Origin of the sequence: Limnohabitans sp. Rim8 (genome assembly GCF_945869175.1) — a bacterium.
Lineage (GTDB): Bacteria > Pseudomonadota > Gammaproteobacteria > Burkholderiales > Burkholderiaceae_C > Limnohabitans_A.
Genome location: NZ_CAMBNZ010000003.1, coordinates 1 through 20,866 on the forward strand (window position 1 = coordinate 1; position 20,866 = coordinate 20,866).

17 protein-coding genes and 1 pseudogene are annotated in these 20,866 nt (G+C 56.6%); 2 read left to right on the forward strand and 16 right to left on the reverse strand.

Translation table 11 applies throughout. The features are described from left to right. The 5 genes and pseudogenes from Q0O19_RS00740 to ppsA form a co-directional block, all read right to left on the reverse strand. Positions 1-80 (reverse strand): annotated as a pseudogene (locus tag Q0O19_RS00740) (30S ribosomal protein S18); the annotation flags it as partial. A 14-nt stretch (positions 81-94) separates the two neighbouring features. After that, positions 95-382 carry a primosomal replication protein N gene (gene priB / locus Q0O19_RS00745; protein WP_295518999.1) on the reverse strand — a complete coding sequence of 96 codons (288 nt, stop codon included), beginning with the start codon at positions 380-382 and terminating at the stop codon, positions 95-97. A 17-nt stretch (positions 383-399) separates the two neighbouring features. Continuing rightward, positions 400-765 (reverse strand): 30S ribosomal protein S6, encoded by a 366-nt coding sequence (gene rpsF / locus Q0O19_RS00750; RefSeq protein WP_089958179.1) that lies wholly within the window; start codon positions 763-765, stop codon positions 400-402. A 96-nt stretch (positions 766-861) separates the two neighbouring features. Then, positions 862-2,976, reverse strand: coding sequence for a VC_2705 family sodium/solute symporter (locus tag Q0O19_RS00755; RefSeq protein WP_295519002.1), 2,115 nt, complete (start codon positions 2,974-2,976; stop codon positions 862-864). Between the two features lie 34 nt (positions 2,977-3,010). Next, positions 3,011-5,401 (reverse strand): phosphoenolpyruvate synthase, encoded by a 2,391-nt coding sequence (ppsA, locus tag Q0O19_RS00760; RefSeq protein ID WP_295519005.1) that lies wholly within the window; start codon positions 5,399-5,401, stop codon positions 3,011-3,013. A gap of 144 nt (positions 5,402-5,545) precedes the next feature. On the opposite strand from ppsA, the gene Q0O19_RS00765 reads away from it, so the two are divergent. Continuing rightward, positions 5,546-6,367 (forward strand): pyruvate, water dikinase regulatory protein, encoded by an 822-nt coding sequence (locus tag Q0O19_RS00765; protein ID WP_295519008.1) that lies wholly within the window; start codon positions 5,546-5,548, stop codon positions 6,365-6,367. 19 nt (positions 6,368-6,386) lie between these two features. Here Q0O19_RS00765 and glmM read toward each other — a convergent pair whose 3' ends face one another. The 4 genes from glmM to Q0O19_RS00785 form a co-directional block, all read right to left on the reverse strand. After that, complete coding sequence (gene glmM, locus Q0O19_RS00770; RefSeq protein ID WP_295519011.1) at positions 6,387-7,715, reverse strand: phosphoglucosamine mutase; 1,329 nt, start codon at positions 7,713-7,715, stop codon at positions 6,387-6,389. 85 nt (positions 7,716-7,800) lie between these two features. Continuing rightward, on the reverse strand, positions 7,801-8,688 hold the full coding sequence (folP, locus tag Q0O19_RS00775; protein ID WP_295519014.1) for a dihydropteroate synthase: 888 nt from the start codon (positions 8,686-8,688) through the stop codon (positions 7,801-7,803). Positions 8,689-8,752: 64 nt separating this feature from the next. Then, complete coding sequence (gene ftsH / locus Q0O19_RS00780; protein ID WP_295519017.1) at positions 8,753-10,669, reverse strand: ATP-dependent zinc metalloprotease FtsH; 1,917 nt, start codon at positions 10,667-10,669, stop codon at positions 8,753-8,755. A gap of 107 nt (positions 10,670-10,776) precedes the next feature. Next, positions 10,777-11,439: an RlmE family RNA methyltransferase gene (locus Q0O19_RS00785; RefSeq protein WP_295519020.1), complete on the reverse strand. Its 663-nt coding sequence runs from the start codon at positions 11,437-11,439 to the stop codon at positions 10,777-10,779. A 31-nt stretch (positions 11,440-11,470) separates the two neighbouring features. Here Q0O19_RS00785 and Q0O19_RS00790 point away from each other — a divergent pair, with 31 nt between their 5' ends. Beyond that, positions 11,471-11,944, forward strand: a complete 474-nt coding sequence (locus Q0O19_RS00790) for a YhbY family RNA-binding protein (protein WP_295519023.1) — start codon at positions 11,471-11,473, stop codon at positions 11,942-11,944. A 70-nt stretch (positions 11,945-12,014) separates the two neighbouring features. On the opposite strand, the gene greA is transcribed toward Q0O19_RS00790, so the two are convergent. From greA to Q0O19_RS00825, 7 genes are all read right to left on the reverse strand, one after another. Continuing rightward, complete coding sequence (gene greA, locus Q0O19_RS00795; RefSeq protein WP_295519026.1) at positions 12,015-12,491, reverse strand: transcription elongation factor GreA; 477 nt, start codon at positions 12,489-12,491, stop codon at positions 12,015-12,017. 98 nt (positions 12,492-12,589) lie between these two features. Continuing rightward, positions 12,590-15,850, reverse strand: coding sequence for a carbamoyl-phosphate synthase large subunit (gene carB, locus Q0O19_RS00800; protein ID WP_295519029.1), 3,261 nt, complete (start codon positions 15,848-15,850; stop codon positions 12,590-12,592). Positions 15,851-15,852: 2 nt separating this feature from the next. Further along, positions 15,853-17,016: a glutamine-hydrolyzing carbamoyl-phosphate synthase small subunit gene (carA, locus tag Q0O19_RS00805; protein WP_295519032.1), complete on the reverse strand. Its 1,164-nt coding sequence runs from the start codon at positions 17,014-17,016 to the stop codon at positions 15,853-15,855. Between the two features lie 198 nt (positions 17,017-17,214). Beyond that, complete coding sequence (locus tag Q0O19_RS00810) at positions 17,215-17,988, reverse strand: RNA methyltransferase (RefSeq protein WP_295519034.1); 774 nt, start codon at positions 17,986-17,988, stop codon at positions 17,215-17,217. Then, a complete protein-coding gene (gene rnhB / locus Q0O19_RS00815) occupies positions 17,979-18,602 on the reverse strand; it encodes a ribonuclease HII (protein ID WP_295519036.1) in 624 nt (207 codons plus the stop codon). The genes Q0O19_RS00810 and rnhB overlap by 10 nt, the downstream gene beginning before the upstream one ends. After that, positions 18,574-19,752 (reverse strand): lipid-A-disaccharide synthase, encoded by a 1,179-nt coding sequence (gene lpxB, locus Q0O19_RS00820; RefSeq protein ID WP_295519040.1) that lies wholly within the window; start codon positions 19,750-19,752, stop codon positions 18,574-18,576. Before lpxB ends, rnhB begins: the two co-directional genes overlap by 29 nt. Then, a complete protein-coding gene (locus Q0O19_RS00825) occupies positions 19,752-20,852 on the reverse strand; it encodes a DegT/DnrJ/EryC1/StrS aminotransferase family protein (RefSeq protein ID WP_295519043.1) in 1,101 nt (366 codons plus the stop codon). The genes lpxB and Q0O19_RS00825 overlap by 1 nt, the downstream gene beginning before the upstream one ends. Between the last annotated feature and the right edge of the window lie 14 nt (positions 20,853-20,866).

Consider the following 20,866-nt stretch of genomic DNA (forward strand, 5'->3'; position numbering starts at 1 on the left):
AAACGCTTGCGCTTGAACAGCAGTGACTGGGTGTTGCGCTTAGGGCGCTTGTCTTTGTTGAATTTTTTGAACGTGGCCATGGGGCCTCCTGAAATTAATCTTGCTGAAACTCTTGAATGTGCAACACGACACTTTTGCCTTGTCGAGGGGTGGCCAAAAAGCCTTTGAACGTCCAAACACTGCCCACCGCTTGCTTAACCAACCTCTCCGCCAAGGACCCCAAGGCCAACGCGCGGATTTTCAATTGGACTTTTCGCATTTGCCCGGCCTCTTCGATCTCAGAGGCATGCTCCAGAATCAAATCAAGAGCAGGCATACCGGCGGGGGTGTATCGCAAAGCGGCTTGCTCGGCAATACAGGCATTCAGTTCGGTTCGGTTCACTCCTCAACAGGCACGTGTCAAGCTGCGAATTCGGCTTGTTGTGACTTGCGGGCTTCTTCGCGCTCGACCGTCTTCATCATGGACGAAGGACCAGTGTCGGCTTTTTTCTTCAGCACAGTCAGGTGACGCAGCACGGCGTCGTTGAACTTGAACGCGTGTTCGAGTTCTGCCATCACAGCCTGATCGGCCTCGATGTTCACGCACAGGTAATGGGCCTTGCCCAACTTGTTGATCTGGTATGCCAGTTGACGACGGCCCCAGTCTTCCACACGGTGGATAGCACCACCGCCGGCAACAATCATGCCTTTGTAGCGCTCCAGCATGGCTGGAACTTGTTCGGACTGATCGGGATGGATCAGCAAAATGATTTCGTAATGACGCATTGAGACTCCTTGTGGTTAACCCAAAAAGGTTGGAAAAGCCGCCCCCAGCGTCGGGTCGGGGTGCGGCAAGGCGAAGTCTGAAATTATAGCGTTATTTCAGAGCCCTGGATACTCGCTTTGGACTTTTGAAGTCGGTGGGGCAGGTGCCACGCGTGGCGTGACCCATGAGCTGGGCAACAAGCAAGTCAAAAGGGCCATGACCAAAAAGCCAACGGGGACACCGAAAACGCCCGCCGACAGGGGCTGAATGCCAAACCACAAACCCTCATTTGCCGGCAACCCCATAAAGTAACGAAACCCGGGCGCATTGATCACCATGTAATAAAGGGTGACGCCCAGACCCGCCAACATGCCCGCCACCACCGCTGGGCGATGGACTTTTCGCCAAACCATGCCCAAGACCATGCCGGGGAAAAACGCCGCAGCGGCTAAAGAAAAAGAAGTGGACACCAAAGCCAAAATTTCGGCCGGTTTGAAAGCGGCCACCACGGCCGCCAACATGGCCACGGCCAAAAGTGCAAATTTGGACAAGATGACCCGCCCTTCGGATGACTTGGGTTTGCGCTCACGACCGGGCCCAATGTCATGCACCAGCGCATTGCTGATGGTCAACAGCAAGCCGTCAGCCGTCGACAAAGCGGCCGCCAAGCCACCGGCAGCCACCAGGCCCGACACCACAAAAGGCATGCCGCCCATCTCGGGCGTGGCCAGCATGACCATGTCAGCCCCCAGTTTCAACTCGCCCAGTTGCAAAATCCGATCGCCATTGACGTCGGAAAACTCCAAGAGCCCAGAGTCCAACCGGGCCCATTGGGCCATCCAACTGGGCAAATCTTCAAAACTGCTGCCCACCAAGTTGTTGAGCACCTCGAACTTGACCAGCACGGCCAGGGCGGGAACGCTCAGGTAGAGCAATCCTATAAAAAACAAGGACCAAGCGACAGAAGTGCGAGCCTCTGCCACCGAAGGCACGGTGTAAAACCGCGTGAGCAAATGCGGCAAACCCGCTGTCCCCATCATCAAACAAAAGACCAGGGCCAAAAAGTTCAGACGGGATTCGTTGAACAGCTTCACCTCTTTGGGGCTGCCTTCGGGGTTACCGGCATAAGCCTGAGTGTGCGGTGGCATACCGCCCAATGGCTTGGACCGCTCCCGGTTGTCGTGCATGGCCCGCGTCCACTGCTCTCGGGCGGTGGAGGCATCGCGTGGCACCGCCAAAAGTTCTCGCCTGGCTTGTGCAATGGCGGCGTAATCGGCCGATTGCGACTTGAGCATCCGGATTTTTTCCTCCAACTCCTGGCGCAAAATCACCATGGATGCGTCGACATTTTTCAAGCGGTCTTCGTAAACTTGGGCCCGACGCGCAAAGGCTTGGCGCACCTCGATTTCAGCGGGGTCGTTGATCAGTTTTTGCTCAATGGCCTCAATTTGTGCCAATTGCTGACCATAGGCCAAGGGCGCCAGCGGGGTCCCCAATTGCTTGTAAGCCAGCCAAGACACTGGAATCATGAATGCCAGCAGCAGCATGATGTATTGCGCCACCTGCGTCCAAGTAATAGCCCGCATGCCGCCCAAAAAAGAACACAACAAAACACCGCCCAGGCCCAGCAAAATGCCAATTTCGAACTGCACGCCAGTCAGGCGTGAGGCAATCAAACCAATGCCATAAATTTGCGCCACCACATAGGTGAACGAACACAAAACAGACGCCAAAGCGGCAAGGATGCGGGGCCAGCGCCCGCCGTAGCGCTGGTCAAAATAGTCAGGCAAGGTGTACAGCTTCATGGCGCGCAAATGGGGTGCGATCAACAAAGCCACCAGACAAAACCCACCCGTCCACCCCATCACATAGGCCAAACCACCCGGTTGCTGCCCACTTCCAGAAAAGCCTTGCAAATAAAGTGCCCCCGCCAAACTGATAAAGGATGCGGCACTCATCCAATCCGCCGCTGTGGCCATCCCGTTGTACATGGCAGGGATGCGCCGCCCAGCCACGTAATACTCGTCTTCGTCGGTGGTACGACTGGAAATGCCGATCAAGGCATAGATCATCACCGTGCTGAAAAGGAAGATGGGGCCAATCAAGTTGCGCGACAAACCCCATTGTTCTGCCCAAGCCATGGCCCCGATCAAACTGACGAGGATCACCAAGTAAATGAACACATTGCGATGAATCCGCCGATGGTAAGCCGCAAGGGGTCGGGGCGCCATGGAGGGTTTCATCGCCAATCGTTCCTTTGAAGAATCAGTTGCCCAGTTGGGTCCAAGTCGCGATGACGGTGTCCGGGTTCAGCGAGATCGAACTGATGCCCTGAGCCATCAACCACTGTGCAAAATCGGGATGATCAGAAGGCCCTTGGCCACAGATGCCGACGTATTTGCCCTGAGCCAAGCAAGCCTGAATGGCTTGGGATATCAAGGCAGTCACCGCAGGGTCACGCTCATCAAAATCGGCTGCCAACAAAGCCATGCCCGAGTCGCGGTCCAGACCCAATGTGAGCTGCGTCAAGTCGTTGGAGCCGATCGAAAAGCCGTCGAAGAACGCCAGAAACTGCTCTGCAAGGATCGCATTGCTGGGCACTTCGCACATCATGATGATTTTGAGCGCGTTCTCGCCCCGGCGCAAACCTTGGTTGGCCAACAGTTGCGTGACCTTTTCGGCCTGCCCCAAAGTGCGCACAAAGGGCACCATGATCTGGACATTGGTCAGTCCCATATCGCCACGCACCCGCTTGAGGGCTTCACACTCCATGGCAAAGGCTTCACCAAAGTCTGCACTGATGTAACGCGCTGCCCCCCGAAAACCGAGCATCGGATTTTCTTCTTCGGGCTCATAACGGCTGCCACCAATCAGTTTGCGGTACTCGTTGCTCTTGAAGTCAGACAGCCGCACGATGACGGGCTTGGGCCAGAAGGCAGCAGCGATGCTGGCCACCCCTTCGGCCACCTTGTCCACATAAAAAGCGCGGGGCGAGGCATGGCCACGCGCCACCGATTCGACAGCCTTCTTCAAGTCGGCGTCAATCGCGGGATAGTCCAAGATGGCCTTGGGGTGCACACCAATGTTGTTGTTGATGATGAACTCCAGGCGGGCCAAACCGACCCCGGCATTGGGCAACTGGGCAAAGTCAAAAGCCAACTGGGGGTTGCCCACGTTCATCATGATTTTGGTTTTGATCTCCGGCAACACACCGCGCTGGACTTCACTGATCTCGGTTTCGAGAAGACCATCGTAAATGAGCCCGGTATCACCCTCGGCACAACTGACGGTGACCAAGGTGTCTTCGCTCAGTTGCTCGGTGGCATTGCCGCAGCCGACCACCGCAGGAATGCCCAGTTCACGCGCAATGATGGCGGCGTGACAGGTACGCCCACCCCGGTTGGTCACGATGGCACTGGCACGTTTCATCACGGGTTCCCAGTTCGGGTCGGTCATGTCGGTCACCAGCACATCCCCGGGTTGAACCTTGTCCATCTCGCTGATGTTAAGCACCAATCGCACCGGGCCCGTGCCAATTTTTTGGCCGATCGCACGGCCCTCTGCCAAGATGGCGCTTTTGCCTTTGAGTTTGTAACGCAGCTCAGGCGTGCCTTTGGCCTGGCTTTTGACCGTCTCAGGGCGCGCTTGCAAGATATAGAGCAAGCCGTCGGTACCGTCTTTGCCCCACTCGATGTCCATGGGGCGGCCATAGTGCTGCTCGATCACCACCGCGTAGCGGGCCAATTGCTCGACCTCATCATCGGTCAGGCTGTAGCGGTTGCGCAGTTCAGTGGGCACGTCAGTGGTTTTGACCAATTTTCCTGTGCTGGCTTTTTCTTCGGGCGTGGCGAACACCATCTCCATCATCTTGGAGCCCAAATTACGGCGAATCACGCTGCGGTTGCCCGCTGCCAGCATGGGCTTGTGGACATAAAACTCGTCAGGGTTCACCGCGCCCTGCACCACCGTCTCACCCAAACCATAACTGGAGGTGATGAACACCACATCTTCAAAACCCGATTCTGTGTCGATGGTGAACATGACACCCGCCGCGCCCAAATCGGAACGCACCATGCGCTGCACACCGGCAGACAAAGCCACATCGGCATGGGCAAAGCCCTTGTGCACGCGGTAGCTGATGGCACGGTCGTTGTAGAGCGAGGCGAACACCTCTTTCATCTTGAGCAGCACGTCCTCGATGCCCACCACGTTCAAGAAGGTCTCTTGTTGGCCCGCGAAAGAAGCATCCGGCAAATCCTCGGCTGTGGCCGAAGAGCGCACGGCAAACGAAGCATCCGTGTTGCCGCCTTGCAGGCGCACAAACGCTTCCCGAATGGCTTGAGCCAAGTCTTCCGGAAAAGGCTGCGCCTCGACCATGGCGCGGATTTCAGCCCCCGCTGCGGCCAAAGCACGCACATCCTCGGTGTCCAACGCGTCCAAACGGGCGTTGATGCGCTCGGTCAGGCCGCCAAACGCCAAAAACTGGCGAAATGCGTGCGCGGTGGTGGCAAATCCGGTCGGCACCCGCACGCCAGAAGGCAGCTGGGAAATCATCTCCCCCAGGCTGGCGTTTTTGCCACCGACCGACTCGACATCGGTCATGCGCAACAACTCAAAGGGAACGACCAAAGCGGTCTCGTTGAAAAGATCAGACATGCAAAGCTCCAAAGTTAAAACCTGGCTCCAATGCGTTGCTCAGGGTTGTTCTTGTTCTTGGCATGGAACCCTGAGCCGACAGCGGTGGATAATCGATTGATTTTAGGGGTCTAGCTGATCTCGCACTTGAAACCAATCACCAGCATGTCGAAACGCACTGTATTTTTTGTATCGGACGGCACGGGGATCACGGCCGAAACTTTTGGCAACGCCATTCTTGCCCAGTTCGACATGAAGACCCGGCATGTGCGGCTGCCCTTCACCGACACCATTGACAAGGCGCACCAAGCGGTCCGGCAAATTAACCACACCGCCGATACCGAGGGCAACAAACCTATCGTGTTCACCACCTTGGTGAACATGGACGTGCTCAGGGTGCTTCAAGAACATTGTCAAGGGATGCTGCTCGACATGTTTGGCACCTTTGTGAACCCGCTCGAAGCCGAACTGGGCATCAAATCCCACCACCGGGTCGGTCGTTTTTCAGATGTAAGCAAAAGCAAGGAATACCAGGACCGGATCGAGGCTATCAACTTCTCCCTGGCACACGATGATGGCCAGTCCAACCGCGATCTGGAGTCGGCCGATGTGATCCTGGTCGGCGTGAGCCGCAGTGGCAAAACACCCACCAGCCTGTACCTGGCCATGCAACACGGCCTCAAAGCCGCCAACTACCCCTTGATTCCAGAAGACTTTGACCGCCGTCAACTGCCACCCGCTTTGGTGCCGCACAACAAAAAGATCTTCGGCCTGAGCATTCACCCGGACCGCTTGGCGGAAATCCGTGCAGAGCGCCGACCCAACTCCCGCTACGCCAGCCTTGAGAACTGCCGCATGGAAGTCTCGGAAGCCGAAGCCATGATGCGACGCTCGGGCATCCGCTGGCTGTCGACCACGACCAAATCGATTGAAGAAATCGCCACCACCATCTTGCAAGAAATCAAACCGGAGCGGCTGATCTACTGAGGCAGAGCAGACACCTTGACTATCTCAAAGTGGCCGCCATGCGTTCGGCACATTCTCGCGCCTGCACCGCATCTCGCGCCTCCACCATGACCCGCAGCAAAGGCTCGGTGCCGCTGGCGCGGATCAAGACCCTGCCCGAATCTCCCAGTTCAAGCTCTACCGAGCGTTTCGCATCCCACAGAGGCTGGTGACTTTGCCAGTCAAAGTCGGGGGACAAACGCACGTTGATGAGGGTTTGCGGGAAAAGCGTGATGCCCCCCAGCAATTGGGCCATGGTCTTGCCGCTGCCCACGCAGGCTTGCAACACCTGCAAAGCGCTGACCAGTCCATCGCCCGTGGTGTGCTTGTCCAAGACCAACAAATGGCCAGAGCCCTCGCCTCCGATCAACCAGCCCTTGTCGTGCAAGACCTCCAACACATAGCGGTCACCCACTTGGGCCCGTTCAAACTGCACGCCGCGTTGCTTCAGAGCCACCTCGACCGCCAGGTTGGTCATCAGTGTGCCCACCGCCCCCGGCACGGCCTCGTCTCTGGCCAGGCGATCCGTGACCATCAAATACAAGAGCTCATCGCCATTGAACAATCGCCCGGTCGCGTCCACCAACTGCAAGCGGTCAGCATCGCCGTCCAAAGCGATACCGTAATCGGCTCGGTGGTCTTCGACCGCCTGGACCAATGCCGCCGGGTGCGTTGCACCCACGTCTTTATTGATGTTCAGACCATCGGGTGAGCAACCGATGGCGATGACTTCCGCACCCAGTTCATGAAACACTTTGGGCGCGATTTGATAAGCCGCGCCGTTCGCAGCATCCACCACAATCTTCAAACCCTTGAGGGTCATGTCACTTGAAAAAGTGCTCTTGCAAAACTCGATGTAGCGGCCTGCGGCATCGTCCAAACGTCGGGTTTTGCCCAAAGCGGCAGATTCTGCCCAAACGGGGTCCTCAAGCAAGGTGGCCTCCACGGCTTCTTCCCAGGCGTCCGATAGTTTTTGCCCCTGCGCGCTGAAAAACTTGATCCCGTTGTCCGCGTAGGGGTTGTGGCTGGCACTGATCACCACACCCAACGATGCACGTTGTGCACGGGTCAAGTACGCCACCGCCGGCGTGGGGACAGGCCCCAACAACACCACATCCACCCCTGCAGAATTGAAACCCGACTCCAAGGCACTTTCCAGCATGTACCCGGAAATCCGCGTGTCTTTGCCAATCAATACCGTGGGATGCGCATCTTGGGCCTTCAATACTCGGCCCACCGCATGCGCCAAACGCAAGATGAAATCGGGTGTGATGGGGCTTTGACCCACCGTACCACGAATGCCATCTGTCCCAAAGTAATGACGCGCCATGTGAACGATCCTGATTTTTGTAATAAGTGAAGGAATTTTAGCCCTCCGCACCCTGCAAGCCACTGAGCCAGCACGTATCAGCAATTCAAAGTGTGCTGGATTGCGCCTGCATCGCGCACCAGATTTTGAGTGCGTCCACCGTGTCCTTCACATCATGCACCCGCACAACAGAAGCGCCCCGTTCCACGGCCATCAAGGCAGCCGCCACACTGGCCACCTGTCTTTGCGCAGGTTCGGGGGCTGCTCCGTCTTGAGCCAGAATGGCCCCTAAAGCCGATTTGCGAGACCAACCAGCCAACAAAGGGGCGCCCAAATGCAGCAAATCGGCTTGCCTTGCCAAGAGCTGAAAGTTCTGGGCCACGGTTTTGCCAAAACCAATGCCAGGGTCCAGCACCAATCGGGATGCCGCCACACCATTGGCCAACAAGACCGCCAAACGAGAACGCAAAAAAGCGTCGACTTCTGCCAAGACATCGCCCTGCATGGGCTCAATTTGCATGGTTTGGGGGTCCCGGTGCATGTGCATCAAACACACGCCGCAATGAGGATGGGCCGCGACCACTTGCAGGGCACCCGGCAGGCGCAGGGCCCAAATGTCATTGACAATGTCCACGCCCCAGTCCAAGCAGGCCTGCATCACCTCCGGTTTGTAGGTATCCACCGAAATCGGGACCTGCCAGCGCACCGCTTCACGCAAAACTGGCTCAAGCCGCGCCAACTCTTGGGGCGCAGGCACCACGACAGCCCCTGGGCGCGTGGATTCAGCACCGATGTCCAAAATGGCTGCCCCATCGCGCAGCAGTTGCTCAGCATGCCGCAATGCCTGCGAGGTCTCGGCGTTCAGACCACCATCCGAAAAAGAGTCTGGGGTGACATTGACTATGCCCATGACCAAAGGCTTGGCGAGGTCCAAGACAAAGCGCGTGGTTTGCCAGTGTCTGTCCGGTAGCGATGGTCTGGGAGCGCTGTTCATCGGTGTCCTTCCATGAAAAACGGGGCCCAAAAGCCCCGCTTCATGACACACGCATTTTGAAAAATCAAGCTGCAGTGGTCGCCGGTTCAGTTTGCACCGCAGGGGTTCCGCCACCGCTGCCGCCACCCGAGGGGGGCGTACGAGGCGTCCAATCCTTGGGAGGCATAGGATCACGCCCTGCCATGATGTCGTCAATTTGGTCCTTGTCGATGGTTTCCCATTCGAGCAAAGCTTTGGCCATGGCGTGCATCTGAGCGCTGTGCTCTTCGATCAGATGGCGTGCCAGTTTGTATTGCTCGTCGATGATTCGGCGCACTTCCATGTCCACTTTTTGCATGGTGGATTCACTCATGTTGGTGGTCTTGGTGACCGAACGGCCTAAAAAGACTTCGCCTTCGTTCTCGGCGTAGACCATCGGCCCCAGTGCATCGGTCATGCCATAGCGCATCACCATGTCACGGGCAATGGAGGTGGCGCGTTCAAAATCATTGCTGGCACCGGTGGTCATCTGGTGCATGAACACCTCTTCAGCGATGCGGCCACCAAAAAGCATGCTGATTTGGTTCAACATGAACTCTTTGTCAAAGCTGTATCGGTCTTGCTCGGGCAAGCTCATGGTGACACCCAAAGCGCGGCCACGGGGAATGATGGTGACTTTGTGCACAGGGTCGCACTTGGGCAGCAATTTGCCGATCAAGGCATGGCCCGCTTCGTGGTAAGCCGTGTTGCGGCGCTCATGCTCAGGCATGACCATGCTCTTGCGCTCAGGGCCCATCAAGATTTTGTCCTTGGCCTTTTCAAAGTCCACCATCTCGACCACGCGGGCGTTCCGGCGCGCTGCCATCAAAGCCGCTTCGTTACAAAGGTTAGCCAAATCGGCACCACTCATGCCCGGTGTGCCGCGGGCGATGATGCCCGCATTGACGTCTTGGCCAATCGGCACCTTGCGCATGTGCACGTTCAAGATTTGTTCGCGTCCGCGGATATCGGGCAAGGTCACATAGACCTGACGATCGAAGCGTCCTGGACGCAGCAAAGCAGCATCCAAAATGTCGGGGCGGTTGGTGGCGGCCACCACGATCACACCTAAATTGGTCTCAAAACCATCCATCTCGACCAGCATCTGGTTCAGCGTTTGCTCGCGTTCGTCGTTGCCACCGCCCAAGCCGGCACCACGTTGACGGCCGACCGCGTCGATCTCGTCAATGAAAATGATGCAAGGCGCATTCTTCTTGGCGTTCTCAAACATGTCTCGAACACGCGCCGCGCCCACACCGACGAACATTTCAACAAAATCAGAACCGGAGATGCTGAAAAACGGCACCTTGGCTTCACCGGCGATGCCTTTGGCGAGCAAGGTCTTGCCGGTACCGGGAGGGCCCACCAGCAACAAGCCACGTGGAATACGGCCGCCCAGCTTCTGGAATTTTTGAGGATCTTTCAGAAAATCAACCACTTCCTTGACTTCTTCTTTGGCCTCGTCACAACCCGCCACGTCCGCAAAAGTCACCTGGTTGTTGTTTTCATCCAGCATGCGCGCCTTGGACTTGCCAAAACTGAAAGCGCCACCTTTGCCGCCGCCTTGCATCTGTCGCATGAAATAAACCCAGACGCCAATCAGCAGCAGCATGGGCCCCCAGCTGACAAGCAAAGTCATGAGCAGAGAACCTTCTTCTCTGGGTTTCACATCGAATTTGACGCCGCTGTTGATCAGATCCCCCACCAAACCTCGGTCCAGGTAAGTGGCCGTGGTTTTGATACGGCGGTCATCGTTGGTGATGGCCAAAATCTCGGTGCCACCAGGGCTTTCGGAAATGGTGGCGCTCTTGATGCGGTTACCGCGAACCTCTTCGAGGAAATCTGAATACCCAATGGCATTCGCACCTGCGACACCACGGTTGTCAAATTGCTTGAACAAGGTGAACAGCACCATGGCAATCACCATCCAAACAGCAATTTTGGAAAACCAAGGGTTGTTCAAGAGAGGCTCCAATCGAAAAAAATAATTGAAGTGATTTTAGGCTTGCTGGAGGCTCCGATAAAGGCCAAATGTTGTTTTGGCCCTCGAAAAGGGAGGAATTAAGGGGGTCAATCGCTGTGAATCAGGCCCATGCCCACCAAAAATGTCTCCGAAGACTTGTCTCGCGAAGATTTGGGCTTGATGGGTTTGACGACTTTGAAGGTCTCTTTGAACATCTTCACGATCTGGCTGTACCCACTGCCATGGAACACCTTGACCACCAAAGCCCCCTGCGGCTTCATGTGGTTTTGGGCAAATTCCACCGCCAACTCGATCAAATGCAAGATACGGGCAGCGTCCGAAGACTCGATGCCCGATAAATTGGGCGCCATGTCCGACACCACCACATCAGCCTGTCGCCCCTGCAAAGCCGCTTCGAGCAAAGCGGCCACTTCGTTCTCACGAAAATCACCTTGAATGAATTGCACACCCTCCACTGGGGCCATGGGCAGGATGTCGAGCGCAATGATGCTGCCATTGAGCTCGCCCACAGCGGCGCCATCGGGCGACAAGCGGCGGCGCAAATACTGGCTCCAAGCGCCTGGAGCAGAGCCCAAGTCCACCACCAAATCACCCGGTCGGATCAAGCCCAGGGTCTCATCGATTTCCTTGAGCTTGTAAGCCGCACGCGCCCGATAACCCTCCTTGAGGGCCAATTTGACGTACGTGTCATTCACATGGTCGTTCAACCACGCTTTGTTAACCTTTTTACTTTTGGTTTTGACTTTCATTCTTTTGCGTCCTTACGGGGATAATACGGGGATGCCCCAAATACAACTCACACCTGCCGAGCGCAAAGTTTTTCGCGCCGATGCCCACCACCTGGATCCTGTCGTCATGGTCGGAGGCGATGGTTTGACCCCTGCCGTCATCAAAGAAACCGAAGCGGCCTTGAACGCCCATGGCCTGATCAAGATCCGCGTATTGGGCGACGATCGCGCCGCACGCGAAGCCATGTTTTCCCAATTGACAGACCAACTCCATGCTGCGCCGATCCAGCACATCGGCAAATTGCTCATCCTCTGGCGTCCTCAACCCGAGAAGATCAAAGAAACCGATGAAGACCGGAAAGCCGGTCCTCGCGATTTCAAAATCCTGAAATACAGCTCACGTGGCGGGCAGCGACCTGAAGTCAAAACCGTTCGCGTACTGGGCAACCAACGACTGGCTGCTGGTGGACAGATCAAGCGGGCCAAGCCCAAGCAAAAATCGGTCAAAAAAGGTCGCCTAGACTGACCCAGAGGGCACCTGAAATAGCCCGTTGGGGTGTTAGAGTGGGCCGTTTTTCAACGGCCCTTTTTGCATCTCAAATGTAAGAAACGCTGACGATTTCGTAGCGACGCACGCCCCCGGGTGCCTGGACTTCGGCCACATCACCCTCTTCTTTACCGATCAAAGCGCGGGCAATCGGGCTACCGATGTTGATCAATCCCAGCTTCAAATCCGCCTCATCCTCGCCCACAATTTGGTACTTGAACGCTTCGCCTGAGCCTTCGTCTTCCAGTTCCACGGTGGTGCCGAACACCACACGGCCGCCCGCATCCACCGATGACGGATCGATGATTTGCGCGGCGGACAACTTGCCTTCAATTTCCTGAATTCGCCCCTCGATGAAGCCTTGACGGTCTTTGGCTGCATCGTATTCGGCGTTCTCACTCAAGTCGCCTTGGGCTCGCGCCTCGGCAATGGCTTGAATCACGCCAGGACGGTCAACGGTTTTGAGGCGATGCAGCTCATCTTTGAGCTTTTCAGCACCACGTTTTGTGATCGGGATGGTGGACATGCAGTGTTCTCCAAAAACAAACCGCCGAGTTTTAAACTCGGCGGTCATTCATTGCATTATGCCTTGCCAAATTGACCAGGCAAGGTTCAAAAGGCGGATCAGGCCAAGAGCTGGGCGTGCATTTCCTGAACAGAGATGACGCCCAACTGGTCCATGTACTTCATACCTTCCACAGCCGCCTCCGCGCCTGCGATGGTGGTGAACGTCGTGACGCGGTTGAGCAAAGCCGAAGTTCGAATGTGACGAGAGTCGGCAATCGCATTTCGCCGTTCTTCCACTGTGTTGATGACCAACACAATTTCTCTGTTCTTGATCATGTCCACGATGTGCGGACGACCTTCCGTGACTTTGTTCACGATGGCGCAAGCCACACCCGCTTCGTTGATCGCATTGGCTGTACCTTTGGTCGCTACCAGTGCAAAGCCTTGTGCGGACAACTGACGCGCCACTTCAATGACACGGGTCTTGTCGTTGTTTTTCACCGAAATGAACACTTTGCCAGATGGCGTACCGTCTGCCTTGTGGGAACGGGGTAACTTGGTGCCCGCACCCAACTGGCTCTTCACAAAGGCTTCACCAAAGGTCTTGCCCACGCCCATGACTTCGCCGGTGGACTTCATCTCGGGTCCGAGAATGGTGTCCACACCCGGGAACTTCACAAAGGGAAAAACCGCTTCTTTCACACTGAAATAAGGGGGGGTGACTTCTTTGGTGATGCCTTGCGAAGCGAGGGTTTGACCGGCCATGCAACGCGCAGCGACTTTGGCGAGCTGTATGCCTGTGGCTTTGGACACATAAGGCACTGTCCGAGAGGCTCGGGGGTTGACTTCCAGCACGTAAATGACGTCTTTGCCGTCCACGTGTTGAATGGCAAACTGCACGTTCATCAAACCCACCACATTCAAAGCACCCGCCATCGCAGCCGATTGACGCTTGAGTTCGGTCACGGTTTCGACAGACAAGGAATAAGGTGGCAAGGAGCACGCCGAGTCACCGCTGTGCACACCCGCTTGTTCAATGTGTTCCATCACGCCACCGATGAAGGTTTTGCCTTCGGGGTCGCGCAAACAGTCCACATCGCACTCGATGGCGTCGTTCAGGAAACGGTCGAGCAAAACGGGCGAATCGTGCGACACTTTCACCGCTTCGCGCATATAGCGCTCCAGGTCGCGCTGCTCGTGCACGATTTCCATCGCGCGGCCACCCAACACATAGCTGGGGCGAACGACCAAGGGGTAGCCCAACGATGCGGCTTTTTCCAAAGCTTCTGGCTCTGTGCGCGCGGTGGCGTTGGGTGGCTGACGCAAGCCCAGGTCCTGCAACAACTTTTGGAAGCGCTCACGGTCTTCGGCCGCGTCAATCATGTCGGGGCTGGTGCCGATGATGGGCACGCCAGCGGCTTCCAAATCCAGCGCCAATTTCAATGGGGTTTGACCACCATATTGAACGATGACGCCCGTGGGTTTTTCTTTGTTGACGATTTCGAGCACATCCTCCAAAGTGACGGGCTCAAAATACAAGCGGTCCGAGGTGTCGTAGTCGGTCGACACGGTCTCGGGGTTGCAATTGACCATGATGGTTTCATAGCCGTCTTCTCGCATGGCAAGCGCTGCATGAACGCAGCAATAGTCAAATTCGATGCCTTGGCCAATGCGGTTGGGGCCACCACCCAGCACCATGATCTTCTTGTTCGTCGTAGGCTCTGCTTCACACTCACCATCACCATGGCCCTCATAACAAGAGTACATGTAGGCAGTATCGGTTGAGAATTCGGCAGCACAGGTGTCCACCCGTTTGTAAACGGGGCGAATGTTCAGGGCGTGGCGCCGTGCGCGAACCACGTGTTCAGTGGTCTTGAGCAACTTGGCCAATCGACGGTCAGAAAAACCCTTCTTTTTCAGGGCGCGCAACTCGTCGGCCGTGATGGCCTCGAGTGTGGTGGTTTCCAACTCCAACTCGATTTTGACAATTTCTTCAATCTGCACCAAAAACCAAGGATCGATTTTGGTCAGAGCAAACACCTCGTCCACGCTCAGGCCCATGGCGAAGGCATCGCCCACATACCAAATGCGCTCAGGACCGGGCTCGCCCAGTTCCTTCTCGAGCACTTCGCGGTCCTGGGTTTTTTCGTTCATGCCGTCCACGCCCACTTCCAAACCACGCAGGGCTTTTTGGAAAGACTCCTGGAAGGTGCGGCCCATGGCCATGACCTCGCCCACCGACTTCATCTGGGTGGTCAAACGGCTGTCAGCAGTCGGGAATTTTTCAAACGCAAAACGTGGGATTTTGGTGACCACATAGTCGATCGAAGGCTCGAACGAAGCGGGGGTGGCGCCGCCCGTGATGTCATTGCGCAACTCGTCGAGTGTGTAGCCCACAGCCAATTTGGCCGCGACTTTGGCGATCGGAAAACCTGTGGCTTTGGACGCCAGTGCGGACGAGCGCGACACGCGGGGGTTCATCTCGATCACCACCATGCGGCCGTCTTTGGGGTTGATGGAAAACTGCACATTAGAGCCACCGGTGTCCACACCGATCTCTCGCAAAACCGCCAAAGAGGCGTTGCGCAAAATTTGGTATTCCTTGTCGGTCAAGGTTTGGGCAGGCGCCACTGTGATGGAGTCCCCGGTGTGCACGCCCATCGGGTCCAAGTTTTCGATTGAACACACAATGATGCAGTTGTCCGCTTTGTCGCGGACCACTTCCATCTCGTACTCTTTCCAGCCGAGCAGAGATTCTTCGATCAGCAATTCGGTGGTGGGTGAGGCCTCCAAACCGCGCTTGCAAATCACTTCGAAGTCTTCGGGGTTGTAGGCGATGCCGCCGCCCGTGCCGCCCAGGGTGAAGCTCGGGCGAATGACGGTGGGGAAACCCAAGGTCTTTTGAACCTCCCAGGCCTCTTCTATGCTGTGCGCAATGCCGGAACGTGCTGAGCCCAGACCAATTTTGGTCATGGCGTCTTTGAACTTCAAACGGTCTTCGGCTTTGTCAATGGCCTCCGGCGTAGCACCGATCAACTCAACCTTGTACTTTTCGAGCACACCGTGGTGCCACAAGTCCAAGGCGCAGTTCAGGGCCGTTTGTCCCCCCATGGTGGGCAAGATGGCATCGGGACGCTCTTTGGCGATGATTTTTTCAACCGTTTGCCAAGTGATGGGCTCGATGTAGGTGACATCGGCAGTGGCCGGGTCGGTCATGATCGTGGCGGGATTGCTGTTGATCAAGATGACTTTGTAGCCCTCCTCGCGCAAAGCTTTACAAGCTTGCACGCCAGAGTAGTCGAACTCGCAGGCCTGCCCGATGATGATCGGGCCTGCGCCAATGATGAGGATGCTTTTGAGGTCGGTGCGCTTTGGCATGGTTATTTCGCCTCCATCAATTGGATGAAGCGGTCAAAGAGGTAAGCAATGTCATGTGGGCCAGGCGATGCTTCAGGGTGCCCTTGAAAGCAAAACGCGGGCTTGTCGGTGCGGACCAAGCCTTGCAAAGTGCCGTCAAACAAGGACACATGCGTGGCACGCAAATTGGCAGGCAGCGATTTTTCATCCACTGCAAAACCGTGGTTTTGACTGGTGATGGACACGCGTCCAGAGTCCAGGTCTTTCACAGGGTGGTTGGCGCCGTGGTGACCAAACTTCATCTTGAACGTCTTGGCGCCACTGGCCAAGGCCATGATTTGGTGACCCAGGCAAATGCCGAATGTGGGAATACCGGTTTCGATCAACTCAGCCGTCGCCGCAATCGCGTAATCGCAAGGCTGTGGGTCGCCAGGGCCGTTGGACAAAAAGATGCCGTCAGGCCTGTGCTTGAGCACCTCAGCCACAGGGGTCTTGGCTGGCACTACGGTGACCTTGCAACCGCGCGCGGCCAACATGCGCAAGATGTTTTTCTTCACGCCAAAGTCATAAGCGACCACATGGAACTTGGGCGCAGTCAAGTTGCCGTAGCCTTTGCCCAATGTCCACTCGGTTTGTGTCCACTCATAGGGCTGGGACACCGTGACTTGTTGCGCCAAATCAAGGCCAGCCATATTGGGCGCGCCTTTGGCTGCGGCCACCGCTTGGTCGATCACCGCTTGTGTGACTTCTTGGCCTTTGGCCAGGCCCACGATCGCGCCGTTTTGCGCGCCCTGAGTGCGCAAGATGCGTGTCAGCTGTCTTGTGTCGATGTTGGCAATGGCCACCGTGCCTGCATCGGCCAAATAGGCCGACAAGCTTTGGCCAGAACGAAAGTTACTGGCCACCAAAGGCAAGTCTTTGATGATCAAGCCAGCAGCATGGACTTTGTCAGATTCGATGTCTTCCACATTGACGCCATAGTTGCCAATGTGCGGATACGTCAAGGTGACGATCTGCTGGCAGTAGCTGGGGTCGGTGAGGATTTCCTGGTAGCCGGTGAGTGAGGTGTTGAACACCACTTCGCCGACTGTGGAGCCAGCGGCTCCGATCGAGTTGCCGATAAAGACCGTGCCGTCTGCGAGCGCCAAGATGGCGGGCGGGAAAGTTCCCTGAAGAGACAAAAGCACTGGGTTCTCCGGAATAGTTCGGGTACGCCTCAGCACTCACAAGAGATGTGATCTCTTTTTGGCTGCTTGTTCGAGGATTGGGCCTGGGATGGACTGTGGCGTACAGGTTGATGCGGGAAAGCCCACTATTATAGCCGAGTACTACTTGAAAACCCTGACAAATCAGTCCTCGAAAGCCAAGCCGTTCAGCCTACAGCTTCACAATGCAACGGTCGCACTGGCGTGCAAACAAATGGCGGCAGCGGTTGCCACATTCAAGGACTCCTCGCCGCCGGGCTGGGCGATGCGAACGGAATGCTGGGCCATGGCCAGCAGGTCTTCACTCACGCCCTGCCCTTCGTGCCCGAAAACCCAGGCGCAGGGGCTGGGAAAGTCACCCCGCCTGAGCATTTCATGCAAAAAAGGACCTTCATGGGAGCTGGTGGACAAAACGGGCACTTGCAAAGCGGCCACATCGGATGGACTCACCGACTCGACCAATTTCAGACCACAATGCGCTCCCATGCCTGCTCTCAACACTTTGGGTGACCACAGAGCGGCCGTGCCCTTGATGGCCAAAACCTGGCGATAACCAAATGCCGACGCACATCGCAAAATGGCCCCCACATTGCCTGCATCTTGCAAACGGTCCAAAACCACTGTGGGCATTTCAGCAACGATCTGTGTTTCTGCCATCCAAGCGACAACGAAGCCCATGCGTGCAGGCGATTCCAGGCCACTCAGACTGGCAAACAAGGCATCAGGCAAGACAAAGACCTGATCCGTCAACCCCATCCAATGTTGGCCTTGCTCAACCTGAAAAGACTCGGTCATTACCACCTGAGAAGGACGCACGCCGCGCTCAAGGGCTGCCATGCACAGGTGATCGCCCTCCAGCCAAAACTGTTCAGCTTTGCGGTAAGCGGTAGTTTCCTGGGCCAAACGCCGCCAGAGCTTCACATGCGGGTTGTCTCTCGACGTGATCAAATGCACCGCACACTCCTGGCCACTGGGGCAAATGTCATTCTGTGGCAATCCGCCGGACCATGGGCTTGTAATGCAGCCAAGTGTTGGGCTGTGCCATAACCTTTGTGCTGGTCAAACCCATACATCGGATGGCGCTGGTGCATCGCTTCGCACAAACGGTCGCGGTGTACCTTGGCCAAGATGGAGGCCGCCGAAATGGCTGGCACCAAAGCATCCCCCTGCACGATGGCTTCTGCCCGAATGGACAAGGTGGGCAATCGGTTGCCATCGACCAGCACCAACTTAGGGGGCAGTCGCAAAGCCTCGACGGCCCGTTTCATGGCCAACATCGTGGCTTGCAATATATTGAGTTGGTCAATTTCTTGCTCGCTCGCTTGCGCAATGGCAAAACACAGCGCACGCGCCCGGATCTCGTCAAACAAAGCCTCGCGGCGTTTGGCTGTCAGTTTTTTCGAGTCATTCAGCCCTCGAATAGGGTTCAAGTCGTCAAGGATCACGGCCGCCGCGACCACGGGGCCCGCCAATGGACCGCGCCCAGCCTCATCCACCCCGGCCATCAAGCCATCGGTATCCCAATTCAAGGTTTTTTGCTCAAGCAGCAATGGTTTTTTGAATCGCATGGGCGGCCAGCGTTGGCATGTCCTGACGCAGTTGATGGTGCAAAACGGTGAACCGATCCTGAAGAAGGGCCACTGCCGTGGGATCGTCCAGCCACCGCATCACCGCATTCGCGAGCGCTTGAGCTTGCACTTGCTCTTGCAAAAACTCGGGCAGCAAACTTTCGTTACACAAAATATTGGGCAACCCCACCCATGGCAGCAAGCGCTGGCGGTTGGCAATCTGCCAAGACAGCCATTGCATTTTGTAGGCGATGACCATGGGGCGCTTGTGCAAAGCGGTTTCCAATGTGGCGGTACCGCTGGCCACCAGCGCCACATCACAAGCCGCCTGCACCTCGTGCGAACGGCCCATCACCAAATGCACATGGGCTTGCATGCCCGTCTGGGCCATGACCGCCTGAATCATGGGCTTCAACAGGCCATGCGTAGGCAAGACAAATCGTAATCCAGGCCGTTGCTTCAGCATGAGCTGGGCCGCTTGCAGGAACGGCAAAGCCAAACCCTTGACCTCAGAGGGTCTGCTGCCGGGCAGCAAAGCCACGACGGTGGCCTCGGCGGGCAAATCCAAGGCCTGCCGGGCTTGCAATCGGTCAGGCTCCAGTGCGATCACATCGGCCACCGGGTGGCCGACGAACGTGCCCTCAATCCCATGCTGGGCCAACAAATCCGGCTCAAAAGGGTAAATGCACAGGACATGGTCTACGCTGTCGCGAATTTTTTGCACCCGCTCAGGGCGCCAAGCCCAAATGGACGGGCACACCAGTTGAACCGTGGGAACACCCTTTTGACGCAGCAAGCGCTCCACCGGCAAGTTGAAGTCCGAGGCATCCACTCCCACATACAGGTCGGGCAGGTCACTGAGCACCTGTTGAATCAAGGCCTGTCGGATGCCGTTGATATGACGGTAATTCCAAAGCGCTTCCACCAATCCCCGTACAGACAACTCATCGCAGGACCAGCGCGAGACAAATCCTGTCGCATCCATCTGTGGCCCGCCAATGCCAGAAGCTTGCAAGCCGGGCCACACTTTGTGCAGACCACCCAGCAGCAAGGCCGCGAGCATGTCACCCGAACGCTCGGCAGCGACCATGCTCACCCTCAGGTCTGGCATGGTGGCATCCGATGTCGCGCGCAAGCCTGACAAATCCATCACGCGGTCAACGCCTGGCGAATCACACCACACACCTCGTCAATCGACTCGTTGCTCAACTCGGGGTAGATTGGCAGGGACAGGCAGTGCTCGGCCACCGATTCGGTGACAGGAAAACGGGTACCGTCTGCGATTGAGGCAAACACTTTTTGCTGGTGCAAAGGCACGGGATAATAAACAGCGCTGGCGATTTTGTGCTCAGTCAAAGCCTGTTGAATGGCCGCACGGTGATCGGTCAACACGGTGTACTGGTGGAACACATGCAAGCCCACGCCATCTTCGCAGGGCGTTTGCAAATTCAGGAAACACAAGCCAGCGTTGTAGCGGTGAGCAACGCGGCGACGCTCTTGGTTGTAATGGTCAATCAACGGCAGCTTGGCCCGCAGCACCACGGCCTGCAGTTCATCAAGTCGGCTGTTGTAACCCACGATGTCGTGGTAATAACGCACCTTGCTGCCGTGGTTGCGCAGCATGCGCAGGGTTTCCGCCATGTCGTCAGACTGCGTTGTGATCATGCCGCCGTCGCCAAAGCAGCCCAAATTTTTACTGGGGAAAAAGCTGAAAGCCGCCACATCGCCAAGCGCTCCGGTTTTGCGGCCACCGATGTCGGCACCAAAAGATTGAGCGCAGTCCTCCACCAATTGAAGCTGGTGCTCTTTGGCCAAGGCCATCAACGGCGCCAAATTGGCGGGCTGTCCAAACAAATGCACTGGCAGCAAAGCCTTGGTTTGGGGGGTGATGGCGCGCTGGGCCTGCGCCACGTCGATGTTGAAGGTGCAGGGATCGATGTCCACAAAAACCGCTTTGGCACCCACATAGGCAATGGCCTCGGCAGTGGCAATGAAGGTGAAAGGCGTGGTGATCACTTCGTCGCCAGGCCCAATGCCGGCAGCCAGCAAAGCCAAGTGCAAAGCATCGGTGCCGTTGGCGCAAGTGATGGCGTGGGCCACGCCCAGATAGTCGGCCGCCTCTTTCTCAAAGGCTTGAACATTGGGGCCCAAAATAAACTGCGCTGCAGACAAGGCCTTCAAAAATGCAGGCTCCAGCTCAGGCTGGAGATCGCGGTATTGCGCGACCAGATCGACCATAGGGATGGGCATGGCGTACCTTTCAA